The organism is Bacillus cabrialesii (assembly GCF_004124315.2).
GTDB lineage: Bacteria > Bacillota > Bacilli > Bacillales > Bacillaceae > Bacillus > Bacillus cabrialesii.
In genome coordinates, this window is the sequence record NZ_CP096889.1 from 3,240,540 (window position 1) to 3,255,177 (window position 14,638).

Genomic DNA, 14,638 nt, shown 5'->3' on the forward strand with positions numbered 1-14,638 from the left:
TTTTTACAATGGAACGACCAGCGCTCCGTCAATTCCGTTGACTTTCTCTCCATCACTGTACACACACCGGCCTTTGCTGTATGTGGCCGAAATGCGGCAGGGAAATGTATGCCCTTCGTAAAGGCTTAGCTTATGCTTTGCAAACATCGATTCTCTTGTGACAGTATATGGCTCCATGCTGACGAGCACAAAATCCGCATCACACCCCGCTTCAAGCCGCCCTTTTTTCTGAAGGCCAAATCGTTTCGCAGGTGCCGCCGCTGTCCACTCAGCGATGGTTTCAAACGGAATCTGATGCTTAAGCGCGAGTTCCAGCATCCCTAATAAAGTAAACTGCCCGCCGCTGATTCCGCCCCATGATAAAAACAAATTATCCTCCCGCTTCAAGGACGGACGGCAAGGGGAATGGTCTGAGGAAACCATGTCAATGTGCCCCGCAATGAGCGCCTCAATCAGCGCTTTCTGCGATTGCGGTGATCGGAGCGGCGGCGCGCATTTCGCGACAGAGCCCTTTTCCCGTAAATCGTCATGGCTGAATAAGACATAATGCGGGCATGTTTCGACCGAAACATCAAGCCCTTCCTGTTTCGCCTCTCTGATCAGCTGAACCGCTTTCGCCGTGCTGATATGAACAAAATGAACCGGACAGCCTGTCACCCTCGCATATTGAATCGTGCGATACACCGCTTCAGCTTCGGCTTCCTCCGGACGGGAGGCGGCGTACGCATCCGCATCCACCTTTCCTTGATTGGCCAAAACCATCTGCAAATAGCTTGTGATGGCATCGCTCTCTGCGTGAAGAGCGAGAATTTTTCCTGCAGCCGCGATTTCTGTCATGCCTTTGAGCAAGGTTCGTTCATCAACAGAGCGGAACTCGTCTGTGCCTGATCTTGATAAAAACGCTTTAAATCCGATCGCTCCCGCTTCAGCCATTGGGCGGATGTCATCAATATGGCCGGGCACAAGGCCGCCCCATAGCGCAAAATCCACGGCAGATTTTCGCCTGCCCAGTTCAGCTTTTGCGAGAAGATGCTCTGCCGTCACGGTTGATGGAATGCAATTGAGCGGCATATCAAAATAAGTGGTGCAGCCGCCTGCCGCCATCATCTGCGAACCTGTTTCAATCCCCTCCCAATCCTCTCTGCCCGGTTCATTGAAATGAACATGGCAGTCTATCGCACCAGGAAACACGTATTTTCCGTCTGCTTGGATCATTGCTGCCCCGCTTGCTTCAATGTCAGAACCGACCTCGGCAATCATACCGTTTTGAACTGCAATATCAGCTTCTTTCACGCCATCCGGCATAACTGCTTTCGCACCTTTTATCACTATATCGTAAGCCATTATCATACCCCCATGTAAGGTTGACGATTTTTAATGTCAGTTTATGTAACACAGTCCATTCTATTTTCAACAGTTTACTGCTACTATGATCGTATTACATCAGCAAAACCGCTAGAATTCCGATTGAAAATTATTCATCTTAACCAATGTTTTTTATAGAAAAGGAGAATGCTCTATGAATATTTTTGATGTGATGAAAATACCGGCTTATGAAAACGCCCATTTAATTGCGGGAAAAGCAGGAGGAGAAAGAGAAGTGCAGCATGTCAATATGATGGACGCTCCGGATATCGCGGACTTTTTGCATAAGAATGAATTGCTCGTTACCACCGCGTATCACCTGAAGGATCACCCGCACCAGTTATCTGAATTGATTCAGCAAATGGCAAAACGCGGCTGTGCGGGCCTCGGCATTAAAACAAAGCGCTACCTGGAGGATATCCCGAAAGAAATCATCGAACTGGCCGATTCATACGCGTTTCCGATCATTGAGCTTCCAGAACACATCCGTCTTGGGGATATTGTGAATGCAACACTCAGCCACATTCTCGATATGCGTTCTAACGAGCTGCAGCAAGCCATTTACGCGCACAAAAAATTCACAAACCACATTATGAGCGGCAAGGGGCTGCAATCTCTCCTCAAAAAGGTCTCAGACCTCCTTCAGCTACCCGTGCTGCTTTTGGACCAGCATGCAAAAATGCTGTCTGCATCTCATCAGATTTCAGTTGAGACCGAAAAGCTGAAAAGCACCCTGAATACCGTATCCGGTCCGTTTTTCACTTGTTTCTCTACGATTCCGGATCAGAAAACGTATTCCGTCCTTCCTATTTATAATCACGAAAAGAATTGCGGCTATCTGCTGATACCGGACATGGTGCAGGCCGGCGACAAAGGATTGATTCTCACCATTGAACAAGCTGCAAACGTGATTTCCTTTGAACTGCTGAAGGAAAATGCGCTGAAGCAATTCAGCCGGAGGGCGCGCAATGAATTTTTCAGCAACTTTATTGAACGCTCATTTTCTTCGGATGATGAAATCAAAAACCGGGCGAAGGAATTCAAGCTGCGCTGGGATCAAAAATACATGTGCATCGCCGGCAAACTCGACCGCAATGACGAATCAATCAGCTTTACAGAAAATCAGCTCGCCTCCGATGGCGTATTTGAATTTCTTGAAGGCGAATTATCAGCCTTCCCGTTTCCTCCCCACCTTTTTATAAAAGGAAATGTCGGCATTATTCTGATCGAGGCGACAGACAGCTGGAGTGAAATGCACGCCTCGGTGATCAGCTTTTTGGAGCAGTTCCAATCACAGGTCAGAGCTCAATTTAAACGGACGGTGTCCTTTGGCATCAGCAATATATGCCAAAAGCTCATTGATGTTCCCGACGCGTTCACAGAGGCTTCTGATGCTCTGCAATCAGGGCATTTGTCAAGAAGCACAGAGTTTATCCAGGTGTATCACGCAAAAGATGTGCCTGAGCTTCTCCGCCTGCTCCCGGTGGAGGATTTGAAGAAATTTTACAACTCCACGCTTCAAAGCCTCGCTGAAAAACAACAGGAGGATCAAAGCCTGCTTCATACGCTGTCCGTTTATTTAGAGACACACTGCCAAATTTCCGAGACGGCAAAGCGTCTGTACGTTCATCGCAATACGGTCATCTACCGCCTTGAAAAATGTGAGGAGCTGCTGGGCAAAAGCTTAAAAGATCCTGAGACAACGATGCGATTGCGGCTTGCCTTACGGATGCAGCGGCTAATCAGCTGACATCCGTCACATTTTCTTACAAACCAAATCATTTTTCGTCACTTCCAGCAATAACATCTGTCTTTTTCGGCTACTGTATCCAATGACACCCGACAACCCGCACGCTATCATGTTACTAAAGTTCACATATAAAAGGAGGGGCTGTGGTGAAACAAAAACCGTTTGCGGTATTTTCTCTTGGCCTTCAGCATGTGCTGGCCATGTATGCAGGTGCGATTTTGGTGCCCCTGCTTGTCGGCAGGGCGCTGAATGTAACATCTGAACAACTGTCTTACCTGTTAGCGATTGACCTGTTAACGTGCGGCCTCGCGACGCTTTTGCAAACCTTGCGCGGCGCATACATCGGCATCGGGCTTCCCGTCATGCTCGGCAGTTCATTTGTGGCCGTCACCCCGATGATTGCAATCGGCGCGAATTACGGCATTCACGCGATTTACGGTTCAATCATTGCTGCCGGTGTGTTTATCTTTTTGTTTGCGCGTTTTTTCGGAAAGCTGACCGTGTTATTCCCTCCTGTCGTAACAGGAACCGTTGTGACCTTAATCGGCCTTTCACTTGTCCCGACAGGTGTGAAAAATATGGCTGGCGGCGAAAAAATAAACGGCAGCGCCAATCCCGAATACGGTTCGCTCGAAAACCTTCTTCTCTCTGTCGGCGTCTTTGTCCTGATTTTAGTCCTCAACCGCTTTCTCAAAGGGTTTGCCCGAACGCTGTCCGTTCTGATCGGAATCGCCGCCGGGACAGCGGCAGCAGCCATCATGGGCAAAGTCAGCTTTTCTGCTGTCGCTGAAGCCCCGTTCTTCCAAATCCCGAAGCCTTTTTACTTCGGAGCCCCTTCATTTGAAATCGGCCCGATCTTAACGATGCTGATCGTCGGAATTGTCATTATTGTGGAATCAACCGGCGTTTTCTATGCGATCGGAAAGATATGCGGCAGGCCGTTAACCGAAAAAGACCTTGTCAAAGGCTACCGGGCGGAAGGAATCGCCATTCTCATCGGCGGGCTGTTCAACGCCTTTCCTTATAACACCTTTGCGCAAAACGCCGGGTTATTGCAGCTGACGAAAGTCAAAACAAGAAACATCGTCGTTACCGCAGGCTGTATTCTTGTCTGTCTCGGACTGATTCCAAAGATTGCCGCCCTTGCTTCCGCTGTTCCGCCTGCGGTGCTTGGCGGAGCGACCGTTGTCATGTTCGGCATGGTGATTGCCTCCGGCGTCAAAATGCTCAGCACAGCGAATCTCACAAATCAATATCACCTCCTGACCATCGCATGCTCACTCGCACTCGGCATCGGCGCCAGCACGGTGCCCGCAATTTTTGCTGAATTCCCGGCTCCGGTCCGGATTCTGGTCAGCGACGGCACCATCACCGGAAGCCTGACCGCCATCTTTTTGAATCTATTCTTCAGCATGCGCGGCAAAAAAAAGAAAACAGCGCAGAAAACTGAACTTCCCGTATTAGACCACACACTCGCACTAGAAAAAGAGGTGTAAAAAAGATGAAGAAACAGCATAATGCCTTTCAGCTGATGATGCTCGGACTTCAGCATATGCTTGCCATGTATGCGGGAGCCATTCTCGTTCCGCTGATTGTCGGAGCGGCGATCGGGATGAATACGGGGCAGCTGACGTATTTAATTGCGATCGATTTGTTCATGTGCGGGGCGGCAACCCTTTTGCAGCTGTGGAAAAACCGGTATTTCGGCATCGGCCTCCCCGTTGTGCTCGGATGTACATTTACCGCAGTCGGCTCGATGATTTCCATCGGCGGCACATACGGTGTCTCAGCGATATACGGCGCCATTATCGCCGCAGGGCTGATTATCACCTTAGCCGCGGGCTTCTTCGGAAAGCTTGTCCGCTTTTTTCCGCCTGTCGTGACCGGCTCCGTCGTCATGATCATCGGCATCAGCCTGATTCCGACGGCAATGAATAACCTGGCCGGCGGTGAAGGAAGCAAAGACTTCGGCTCACTGCACAACGTGCTCCTCGGGTTTGGCGTCACAGCCTTTATCTTATTGCTGTTTTATTTCTTTAAAGGCTTTATCCGCTCCATTGCCATATTGCTCGGCCTTATCGCAGGAACAGCGGCCGAATTCTTCATGGGAGAGGTCGATTTTTCTGACGTTATGGAGGCGTCCTGGCTTCATGTTCCCTCTCTGTTTTATTTCGGTATGCCAACCTTTGAACTGCCGGCTGTTGTGACAATGCTTCTCGTTGCGATTGTCAGTCTGGTTGAATCGACAGGTGTTTACTTTGCGCTGGCCGATATCACGAATCGCAGGCTGTCGGAGAAGGATCTGGAAAAGGGGTACCGAGCGGAAGGCCTTGCGATTATGCTTGGCGGCTTATTTAACGCGTTTCCCTATACCGCCTTCTCGCAAAATGTCGGTATCGTCCAGCTATCAAAAATGAAAAGTGTCAACGTCATCGCAATCACAGGAATGATGCTGATGGCGATCGGACTGGTTCCAAAAGCCGCAGCCTTGACAACAGTAATTCCAAACCCAGTTCTCGGCGGCGCGATGATCGTCATGTTCGGCATGGTCATTTCTTACGGGATCAAAATGCTTTCCAGCGTTGACTTCGACTCGCAAGGCAACCTGCTGATCATCGCCTCTTCTGTCAGCTTAGGGCTCGGCGCCACGACCGTTCCCGCGTTGTTTTCATCTCTTCCGGGTGCGGCCTCAGTTTTGGCAGGAAGCGGAATTGTGATCGGCAGTTTGACGGCAATTGCACTGCACGCTTTTTTTCAAACCAAGCAGCCGGATCGCGCTGAAATAAAAACGTAAAGGAAGATGCCCATGTTCACAATGGATGACCTGAACCAAATGGACAGACACACCCTGACAGACACGCTTGGATCTATTTTTGAACACTCTTCTTGGATTGCGGAGGAAGCCGCGGCATTGCGTCCGTTTTCTTCCCTTTCTGATCTTCACCACAAAATGGCCGGCATTGTAAAAGCCGCCGATCGCCAGACGCAGCTTGTTTTAATCAACAAGCACCCTCGCCTCGGAACAAAGAAGACAATGAGCGATTCCTCGGTAAGAGAGCAGCAAAACGCGGGGCTCAGTAAACTTGAACAGCCGGAATACGAGGAATTTCTCAAACTGAATGAACACTATTATGCACGCTTCAGCTTCCCTTTTATTTTAGCGGTAAAGGGAAAGACGAAACAGGACATCCGCCGGGCCCTTCTGGCAAGGCTTGAGAACGATCCGGAAACAGAGTTCCAGCAGGCGCTAGAAGAAATTTACCGCATCGCCCGCTTTCGGCTGGCGGACATCATAACTGAAAAAGGAGAGAAGCAAATGAAAAGGACCATGTCTTACGGCAAAGGAAATGTATTTGCATACCGAACGTTTTTAAAGCCGCTCACAGGAGTAAAGCAAATCCCAGAGTCAGCTTTTTCAGGGAGAGACAATACCGTTGTCGGCGTTGACGTGACATGCGAAATTGAAGGAGACGCCTTCCTGCCATCATTTACAGACGGAGATAACTCCCCCGTCGTGGCGACGGATTCAATGAAAAACTTTATTCAGCGCCATCTCGCTTCCTATGAAGGGACAACAACTGAGGGGTTCTTACACTTTACGGCTCATCGATTTTTAGATACCTATTCTCATATGGACACCATCACACTGACAGGCGAAGATATTCCATTTGAAGCGATGCCCGCATATGAGGAGCAAGGACTCGGTACAAGCCAGCTCGTCTTCAGAAGATCACGCAACGAACGGGCTCGGTCTGTGGTGAAAGCGGCACGAACCGGAGATACCGTAACGATTACAGAGCAGTACAGCGAAATCACGGATCTTCAGCTCGTCAAGGTGAGCGGCAACTCCTTCGTCGGCTTTATCCGGGACGAATATACGACTCTGCCGGAAGACGGCAACCGCCCGCTGTTTGTCCATTTAAACATCGGCTGGCATTATGAAAATACAAATGACGCATACGCTTCCGATCCCGCCCGCTACGTCGCGGCTGAACAAGTCCGTGACCTGGCGAGCACCGTTTTTCACGAGCTCGAAACCCCTTCTATCCAGAATTTAATCTATCATATCGGCTGCAGAATATTAACGAGATTCCCGCAGCTCACCGACGTCAGCTTCCAATCTCAAAATCACACATGGGACACAGTCGTTGAAGAGATCCCGGGGTCCAAAGGAAAAGTCTACACCGAACCGCGCCCGCCATTCGGCTTCCAGCGCTTTACCGTGACAAGAGAGGACGCCGAGAAAGAAATAGAGAAAGCCGCTGAAGCCTTAGGGAGCCTGAAGTCCTGATGGGGAAGCTGACGACCCATATCTTGAATTTAACCTGCGGCAAACCCGCCGCGAACGTAAAGATAGAATTGAAGCGGCTGGGTGAAGAGGCCATCCTTGTCAAAGAGGCATCCACCAACGCTGACGGCCGAGTCGATGCTCCGTTGCTGGCTGGTGAAGAGCTGGTGTCTGGAGAATATGTGATGGAATTTCATGCAGGAGACTATTTTGCAAGCCAAAAAATGAACACGGCCGACCAGCCGTTTTTAACCATTGTCACTGTGCGCTTTCAGCTTACAGATCCAGATGCGCATTATCATATCCCGCTTTTGCTGTCGCCGTTTGGTTATCAGGTGTATCGGGGGAGTTAAGTAAAATAAGGACGCCCGCCGGTGAGGCGGGCTTTAATATGTTTAGGGTTCTGCGGCGCTTGTCACGTTCATAAGCAATTATTAGAATGAAGCGTGAAAACGACGTATACTCTGTTTTGAAAAATCAAGCAAAAGCTGTTGCTGCAGGCGCAAACAAAAATGGTAAACCTAAAAAAGGTTACTACTATCACTGGCATCCATACAAACGAACTCCAAAAGCCCATTCATTCTATGAAAGTCCTGTTTAAGCAGAGATTTATTTTGATAAACTTAGAATCCTTAAAGAAGAAGTATTCTCACAAAAAAGGTCATCTAATATTTACCCGGGATAGGTATTCAATATATTAAAGAGTAAATGTAAAGCTAAAGAATTTGACTATAATGTTTTATTAGATCTTCCTAATGATGATCATTTTCAGTACGAGAATATTTTCATTGCCCTTTTCATTACTGATGAAAATGTACTGGCTAATTTGTTTAATGATAATGAGAGAAGAAATCACAGAGAAGAAGACCTAATAGATAATAGAGAAAATCCATTCAGTTTTCATCGGATTAAAAAGAATAACGAACAAGTGTACAATCATATTCTTCTTGATGAGCAAGAGAGCCGCAGGGTAGACATTATACTCGAAAGTGACGGAACATTTGTTACAGAATTTCAAGTACGAGCGGAATGTGAATATTTAGACAAGTATATTAAGGCTTTGGTTCTGGGAGCGCAAATTTCAAGCGGCTCTTCTGAAGCCAAAGAAGAATTAGATGACGAAGACTTCGTGTTTGATCTTCAAAATCTCCATGAATTTTAATTGATAATTCTGATGAATGAACAAATCCCCAAGCAGGCACATTTTCCTTGTCAAAACCCTCTTTATACATTTAATACCTCTTTCTTTTTAAGATGAACGTTTCGTCTCTGCGTGCTTGCGGTATTGATGTTATCTTTCACCCGCTTCCGGATTCTCATATTTGAGTTTGTTTTTTTAAATAGTGTTTGATTACGCCTTTCTCTTGCACATTTAGACAAAATATTCATTTTCTCTTTTTTAGACTTAAATCTATGTCGAAAATGATCGTTTGGCATATCTTATACTATCCTCACTAAAGGAGGTGGCAATATGGGTTACTCAAACGGTTATGGTAGCTCCTTCGCTTTGATCGTGGTGCTATTCATTTTGTTAATCATTGTTGGAGCTTCTTTCTTTGGTGGTTATTAAGTTTAACATGGCCTAGCTCCCCCTGTTATGAGCACCTCCCTGTTCGACAGACGCCATAAGAAGTTTTTATGGCGTTTTTGCTGTGCGGTTAACTACTCTATCAGGCAAAGCTGAATCAGGGAATTTAAACAATTCGCTGCAAATTTCATCTTTAAAATGATCCACAACAGTGTTCACCTGAATATAACTGCTTACCACAATGCTGCAGCTAGGACACCGTCGATTGATCTTCCGGCTGAGCTTCAAATATATTACAATATAAAGGAAGCCCGGCTTTTAAAAGCCGGGCTTCCTTTTCGCTCCGCTCAACTCTTCCCTTATCTTAAAAGCCGACCGCATAATCCCTCCATACCCGGTACATCGGCACAAATTCCCCGCCAGCCCTTCTTCTATGTCTTCATCAGACGGATGCGTTTTTTCCTCAAAGAGTGCTTTAAGCGCAATTATCATTCCTGGGGTGCAGTAGCCGCATTGGAAGCCGCCTTCCTCTAGGAAAGCGGTTTGGCAGATATCCAGCTCTTCTTTTTGGAGCCCCTCGATGGTTGTGATGAAGCAGCCGTCTGCTTGATAGGCCATCGTCATGCACGCATTGGCCAGCCTTCCGTCGATCAGGATAGAGCATGCTCCGCAGCGGCCGATTCCGCAGGACACCTTTGTCCCGGTCAGCTGAAATTCCTTTCTAAGCAGATCGCTCAGACGTGCCGTGGGAACGGCTGAAATCTCCCGCTCCTGCCCATTCACAGTCATTCGGAACTGTCCCTTTTTTACAGGAAATGATCCAGCTTCTTTTACGTCCATTGCTTCAGCCCCTTTCTGTCTATCGCTTCAAGCAGCTCCTCTCTTGAAATCGGCAGCTTGTTTATCCAGCATCCGACGGCATCGTGCACAGCCTTTACAACCGCCGGGGTGATGGCGATCGTTCCGATTTCGCCGACGCCGCGCGGGCCGTAGGAATCGCCTTCCATCAGCTCTTCTATTGCGGTCAGTTTCATATCGGGTACATCCTTCACACCGGGAATGATATACTGGTCGAGATTTTCCGCAGCGTAACGGCCGTCCGTCATTTTAGCTTCCTCCATCAGTGTGTAGCCGAGCGCCATGGCGGCCCCGCCTTCAATTTGGCCCCGATAGCCCTGCGCACTGACAACCGGTCCCGCCGCAATAGCATGCTCACAATCTATCACTTTGACATCGCCTGTTAATAAATCAACCTCCACCTCAACAGCGGCCGCTCCAAATGAGTAGAGAAAATGTCCGCCGTCCACGGGATCAGGCGTTGTCGGAAAGTCAAATGCGGTTTCCTCTGCCAAAGGGCTTTTTTCAGCCAGCTCCTTATACGTCACCACAAGCTCCTTTGTATTTTGATCACACAAGCCTGCGGCGCCGAGAATAAGGTTTTCAGCTGAACAGCCGCTCCATTCTGCCGCCCGTTTTTTCAGCTGAGAAAGAAACGGCTTCTTCAAACGCTGGATTGCGTGCCACACCATGCTTGTGCCTCGGGATGCGGTGGAAGAGCCTGACTTCGGTACTTTTGCGGTATCCCCAATCACAATGGAAATATCCTCCGGGGCACAGCCCAGCTCCTCCATGACAATATGTTCAATCGCCGCTAGAATTCCCTGTCCGCATTCTTCAAATCCGAACGAAGCTGTGATGTTGCCGTCACTTGAAAGAGACAAACGGCCTCCTGCCGCATCCATTCGGCCATACCCCAGCCCGCCGCCGTGCATCGTCATTGCCGCTCCCGTGCCTCTCCGCATATATCCGGAGTTCCGGCATTTTCTTGTGAGAATGGGAGATTCAGAAATGGCATTCAACACCTGCGCCGCTCCGTCAGTCGGTGCAATCCGATGCTCTAGCGGCCCTAAGTCATCCGGTTTTCTGATATTTTTTCTTCTCAGATCCAGCGGGTCGATGCCGAGCATATCACTGAGGCGATCGAGATGGGTTTCGAGGGCAAATGTGATTTGATTGCCGCCAAAGCCCCGGAATTCTCCCGCCACCCCGTTGTTCGTAAACACAGATATCCCTTCCGTCCGGATGTTTGGAATGCGGTACGGGCCCGCGGCATGTTCGACAGAAAAGTCAAGAACGGCTGGTCCAAGCGTGGCGTAAGCGCCTGTGTCCGCCACAATTTTCACGTCATGAGCCAAAATCTTTCCTGTTTGATCAGCTCCCGTTTTTATCGCAATCTTCATCGGATGGCGCTTGATTCCAGAACGCACAGATTCCTTTCTCGTCTGATGAATTTTGACAGGCAGTCCGCATTTCAGGGCCAAAAGCGCGGCATACGGCTGGATATTCAGCTCATCCTTTCCTCCGAACGAGCCGCCCATCGGACTCGACACAACTCTGATCTTTTCTTCAGGAATGCCAAAAATACGTGCAAGCTGAAAACGGTCTTTATAGCCATGCTGTGTTCCTGCATACATCGTAAAGCCCCCATCGTCTTCTGGAACGGCTACGCCTCCTTCCGTTTCCATATACGTATGCATCTGCCGCGGCAGCTCGTAGGTTTCTTCAAGGACTGTATCACAGACTTGAAACCCTTTTTCTATATCACCATGTGTAAAAAACGCGCGGTGCAGGATGTTCCCGTCCTCATGCAGTCTATGCGCGTCCGGCCGAAGCGCTTTTTCCGGTGAGTCAATGACCTCCAGCTCTTTATACTCAACATGTATCAGCTCCAGCGCCGCTTCCGCGATTTCCTCCGTTTCCGCAGCCACAGCGGCGATCGCATCCCCGACGTACCGCACCCTGTCCTCGCATAACACCGGCTGGTCAGGGATGACAATGCCAAATCGATTTAATCCGGGAACGTCTTTATGAGTGACGACGGCCCTCACACCTTCCATTTCTTCAGCTTTCATGGTGCAAATCGACACGATCTCCGCATGGGGATACGCGCTTCTCAGCACTTTGCCATACAGCATTCCGGGAAAGCTGAGATCGGTCATATATTTCAGATCCCCTGTGACCTTTCCTCTTCCATCCGGCCTTACTCTTGATGGTTTGTTGATGGTCATTTATTCCCCTCCCTCAGCCATCAGCTCTGCCATGATGACGTTGGCAGCGGCTTTTTTCCTGTATGCCGCTGTCATAAAAGCGTCTGCGGAAAACGACAGCTCACGGACAAGCGTTTCGTACAGCTCGTGCGGCTTCCAGCTTGACGCCATCACTTTCGCTTCGCTTTCCTCTAATCTTTCCGGTGTGATATCGGCATGGCCAGCGGCGAGGCGAATGCAGCCGTCTTTCAAAAAACGTCCAGCCACAACAGCAACCGCTCCTGTAAAAGCCTGGCGCCTCCCAAGCTTGCGGTAAAACACACGCTCTCCCTCCGCACGCGGGATGATGACACGCGTAACGATCGCAGTTTCAAGGCCTGCATCGACGAGCCAATCGCCTAGCGGCAGCCTGATCAGCTCCATTTGATACAGGATAAGCTCAGCATCAAGCACAAGCAAAAGCGGAATCAAATCGCCGATTTTACTTGCTATGTTTCCGCCAATAGTGGCCCGGCTGCGGATTCCAGGTGCGGCGACAGCGGAAGCAGCATCGCTGAAACAGCCAAGCGCACTCTTGATCAGGGGGCTCTTTCTGCACTCATTCAGCGTTGTGAGCGCCCCGATCGATACGTGTGTGTCACTGGCGCTGATTCCTCTCATCTCGTCAATTCCTTCAAGACTGACGAGATGCTGTTTCGGAAAAATCCCTTTGTCCCACTGAAGCTGAAGCAGTGTGCCGCCCGATGCGGCACACACATCCGGGGCATGTTGCTCCAAAAGCGAATAGGCCTCATCGAGCGCTGCCGGCCTCCATAATTGAATATTCATCCTTGCTTTTGTCACTTGGCCGTTCAAACCATCGCCCTCCTCACCATCTCGTATTCCTCCGGTGTATCAATATCGTTCAGCCCCGCACTTTCCTTCGCCTCCAAAACCGCTCCCGTCCCAAGCTGCCCGCTTTTCAGGAGCCTTCGAGCCCCCTCATCTCCCTTTAACTCCTTTAAATAAGGAAAACAAGCCGATGAAAAATAGATTGGCGGGGTGAGCACACCTAAAAATGATGACACGGCAAATGACTCAGGCGCCATTGCCACAAGGGCATTGAGGTGATCGACAGAAAGCCGAGGCTGGTCGGCTAACAAAATGACAACGCCATCCGCTCCCATGCTTTCTGCTTTTCTCATCCCGCTGCTGACTGAATGCCCTTGGCCTTTTTCTGCGTCTCGACAAACGTGCAGGCTCCAGCGTTTTCGAAAAAGCGGAGCGTGAAATAGCGCTCCCATCCACTCAAGGGAAGCTCGCTCTGTTCTCTCGACAATCAGCACATGATCAAGGCGGGACAACAGAGCAGTTTTCAAGGAAAGCGATCCGATGGTTTCTCCTTTCAGCGGCAAAGCAAGCTTGTTTTGGCCCATTCTTTTGCTTTTGCCAGCAGCGAGAAACACGCCGATAATATAGGGGCTTCTCATACAACCGCCAGCCTTTTTCTTGTTTGAATGATTTCCGCGACAACGCTGACGGCAATTTCCTCGGGGCCTTCCGCACCGATTTTCAGCCCGACTGGACTGTAAAAGTGAGCCGGCGGCTGTTTTCCGTTCAACAGCCGCTTCGTGCGGTTTGCCGAACCCAACAGTCCGATATAATGTAAATTTTGAGAAAATAAAAAGTCGATGATTGCTTGATCGTGCTGAAAATGGTGGGTTGCCACAACAGCTGCATCCTGCGGCAAAAATTGAAATTCGCTGAGCATTTGTTCCGGAAAAGCGGTGATCAGCCGATCCGCTTTTGGAAATAGAGAGGATGTGCAATAAGCGGGACGCCAATCTGTCACGATAACAGAAAACCCTGTATCTGCCGCCAAATTGGCAAGCGGCACAATATCTGGTCCCGCTCCGAACAGAATGAGACGTGGCTTCGGTTCAATTCGCTGAATAAACATGTTGGCTGATGGATCAAAATGCGGTAAATGAAGCGTAGAAACGGTACGTTGTATGTCTTGCAGAGGCGCGTCCGGCCAGTTCCCGAAATGCCCGTTCTCTGTCAGAAATAAAGAATGGGACGAGTCAATCTGCGTAACGGCTGTTACAGCTTTTCCTGAATGAAGGCAGTCTCTGACTCTTTCATAGTGCCGTCTTTTTTCCTGAGTGATTACTTCCGCATGAATATGAATCATGCCGTTGCAACCGGCTCCCATGCCCCAGGAAAGATCGTCCTCCGCCCGCATATCATAAGAAATCAGCGCTGACGTCAGCTGATCACCCAGCTCACTGATTCTTTGAAATAAATCTTCTTCCACACATCCGCCGCTCAGCAAACCAATCCGTTCGCCATTTTTCTTAAATAGCATAGAGGCGCCTGCTTTTCGATACGCGGAGCCTTCTACTTGAACAATTGTTGCCAGCACAGCCCCAGCCTGATCTTCCAGGAGCGAATCTAACATCATGTGCATATTTCCCATGCTCGATCCTCCTCTCAAAAATCACTGTAAAAAACAACTATTTCTATAAAGAATAGTTGATGGAAGAAAAAATGACTCATGCTTTGTCAGAAAATGCAACACGGAGAAAGAGGATTTGTAAAAAGAGTCAACCGAAAAAAAATGTTTGGAGAAAAAGCGAAATCATATCACTAAAAAGAGCTTGCGGAGTTCCGCAAGCTTT

The 14,638-nt window shown here is 49.1% G+C and carries 14 protein-coding genes; 8 read left to right on the forward strand and 6 right to left on the reverse strand.

Features of this window, described 5'->3' with window-relative positions; genetic code table 11:
* Positions 1-3 precede the first annotated feature (3 nt).
* A complete protein-coding gene (locus tag EFK13_RS16615) occupies positions 4-1,344 on the reverse strand; it encodes an allantoinase (protein WP_129507671.1) in 1,341 nt (446 codons plus the stop codon).
* Positions 1,345-1,519: 175 nt separating this feature from the next.
* Between EFK13_RS16615 and pucR the strand changes: the two genes are divergently transcribed.
* The 8 genes from pucR to EFK13_RS16650 all read left to right on the forward strand — a co-directional run bounded on the left by pucR (position 1,520) and on the right by EFK13_RS16650 (position 8,973).
* Positions 1,520-3,115, forward strand: a complete 1,596-nt coding sequence (gene pucR / locus EFK13_RS16620; protein ID WP_129507670.1) for a purine catabolism transcriptional regulator PucR — start codon at positions 1,520-1,522, stop codon at positions 3,113-3,115.
* A 200-nt stretch (positions 3,116-3,315) separates the two neighbouring features.
* On the forward strand, positions 3,316-4,611 hold the full coding sequence (gene pucJ, locus EFK13_RS16625; protein WP_407062102.1) for a uric acid permease PucJ: 1,296 nt from the start codon (positions 3,316-3,318) through the stop codon (positions 4,609-4,611).
* A 5-nt stretch (positions 4,612-4,616) separates the two neighbouring features.
* Positions 4,617-5,909: a nucleobase:cation symporter-2 family protein gene (locus EFK13_RS16630; protein WP_129507668.1), complete on the forward strand. Its 1,293-nt coding sequence runs from the start codon at positions 4,617-4,619 to the stop codon at positions 5,907-5,909.
* Between the two features lie 12 nt (positions 5,910-5,921).
* Positions 5,922-7,406 (forward strand): factor-independent urate hydroxylase, encoded by a 1,485-nt coding sequence (gene pucL, locus EFK13_RS16635; protein WP_129507667.1) that lies wholly within the window; start codon positions 5,922-5,924, stop codon positions 7,404-7,406.
* Entirely contained in the window at positions 7,406-7,756 is a 351-nt protein-coding gene (uraH, locus tag EFK13_RS16640; RefSeq protein WP_129507666.1) for a hydroxyisourate hydrolase, read from the forward strand. Before pucL ends, uraH begins: the two co-directional genes overlap by 1 nt.
* Positions 7,757-7,872: 116 nt before the next feature.
* Positions 7,873-8,004 carry a hypothetical protein gene (locus EFK13_RS21125; RefSeq protein WP_283107558.1) on the forward strand — a complete coding sequence of 44 codons (132 nt, stop codon included), beginning with the start codon at positions 7,873-7,875 and terminating at the stop codon, positions 8,002-8,004.
* 225 nt (positions 8,005-8,229) lie between these two features.
* Positions 8,230-8,565, forward strand: coding sequence for a hypothetical protein (locus EFK13_RS16645; RefSeq protein ID WP_248894254.1), 336 nt, complete (start codon positions 8,230-8,232; stop codon positions 8,563-8,565).
* A 309-nt stretch (positions 8,566-8,874) separates the two neighbouring features.
* Positions 8,875-8,973, forward strand: coding sequence for a YjcZ family sporulation protein (locus EFK13_RS16650; RefSeq protein WP_075749126.1), 99 nt, complete (start codon positions 8,875-8,877; stop codon positions 8,971-8,973).
* A 276-nt stretch (positions 8,974-9,249) separates the two neighbouring features.
* Here the strand turns inward: EFK13_RS16650 and pucE are convergent, their stop codons facing one another.
* Genes pucE through EFK13_RS16675 form a run of 5 tightly spaced genes read right to left on the reverse strand, consistent with a single transcriptional unit; the run spans position 9,250 to position 14,436 of the window.
* Positions 9,250-9,771, reverse strand: a complete 522-nt coding sequence (gene pucE, locus EFK13_RS16655; protein ID WP_129507664.1) for a xanthine dehydrogenase subunit E — start codon at positions 9,769-9,771, stop codon at positions 9,250-9,252.
* Complete coding sequence (gene pucD / locus EFK13_RS16660; protein WP_129507663.1) at positions 9,762-11,999, reverse strand: xanthine dehydrogenase subunit D; 2,238 nt, start codon at positions 11,997-11,999, stop codon at positions 9,762-9,764. Before pucD ends, pucE begins: the two co-directional genes overlap by 10 nt.
* Positions 12,000-12,833 (reverse strand): xanthine dehydrogenase subunit C, encoded by an 834-nt coding sequence (gene pucC / locus EFK13_RS16665; RefSeq protein ID WP_129507662.1) that lies wholly within the window; start codon positions 12,831-12,833, stop codon positions 12,000-12,002. It lies immediately after the preceding gene.
* Positions 12,830-13,447, reverse strand: coding sequence for a xanthine dehydrogenase accessory protein PucB (gene pucB / locus EFK13_RS16670; protein ID WP_129507661.1), 618 nt, complete (start codon positions 13,445-13,447; stop codon positions 12,830-12,832). The genes pucC and pucB overlap by 4 nt, the downstream gene beginning before the upstream one ends.
* Positions 13,444-14,436 (reverse strand): XdhC family protein, encoded by a 993-nt coding sequence (locus tag EFK13_RS16675; protein ID WP_129507660.1) that lies wholly within the window; start codon positions 14,434-14,436, stop codon positions 13,444-13,446. Before EFK13_RS16675 ends, pucB begins: the two co-directional genes overlap by 4 nt.
* Positions 14,437-14,638: the final 202 nt, after the last annotated feature.

Bases quoted from the DNA above. Each gene is read 5' to 3' on its own strand.
- EFK13_RS16615 (WP_129507671.1), bottom strand. From the start codon at position 1,344: ATGGCTTACGATATAGTGATAAAAGGTGCGAAAGCAGTTATGCCGGAT.
- pucR (WP_129507670.1), top strand. From the start codon at position 1,520: ATGAATATTTTTGATGTGATGAAAATACCGGCTTATGAAAACGCCCAT.
- pucJ (WP_407062102.1), top strand. From the start codon at position 3,316: ATGTATGCAGGTGCGATTTTGGTGCCCCTGCTTGTCGGCAGGGCGCTG.
- EFK13_RS16630 (WP_129507668.1), top strand. From the start codon at position 4,617: ATGAAGAAACAGCATAATGCCTTTCAGCTGATGATGCTCGGACTTCAG.
- pucL (WP_129507667.1), top strand. From the start codon at position 5,922: ATGTTCACAATGGATGACCTGAACCAAATGGACAGACACACCCTGACA.
- uraH (WP_129507666.1), top strand. From the start codon at position 7,406: ATGGGGAAGCTGACGACCCATATCTTGAATTTAACCTGCGGCAAACCC.
- EFK13_RS16650 (WP_075749126.1), top strand. From the start codon at position 8,875: ATGGGTTACTCAAACGGTTATGGTAGCTCCTTCGCTTTGATCGTGGTG.
- pucE (WP_129507664.1), bottom strand. From the start codon at position 9,771: ATGGACGTAAAAGAAGCTGGATCATTTCCTGTAAAAAAGGGACAGTTC.
- pucD (WP_129507663.1), bottom strand. From the start codon at position 11,999: ATGACCATCAACAAACCATCAAGAGTAAGGCCGGATGGAAGAGGAAAG.
- pucB (WP_129507661.1), bottom strand. From the start codon at position 13,447: ATGAGAAGCCCCTATATTATCGGCGTGTTTCTCGCTGCTGGCAAAAGC.
- EFK13_RS16675 (WP_129507660.1), bottom strand. From the start codon at position 14,436: ATGGGAAATATGCACATGATGTTAGATTCGCTCCTGGAAGATCAGGCT.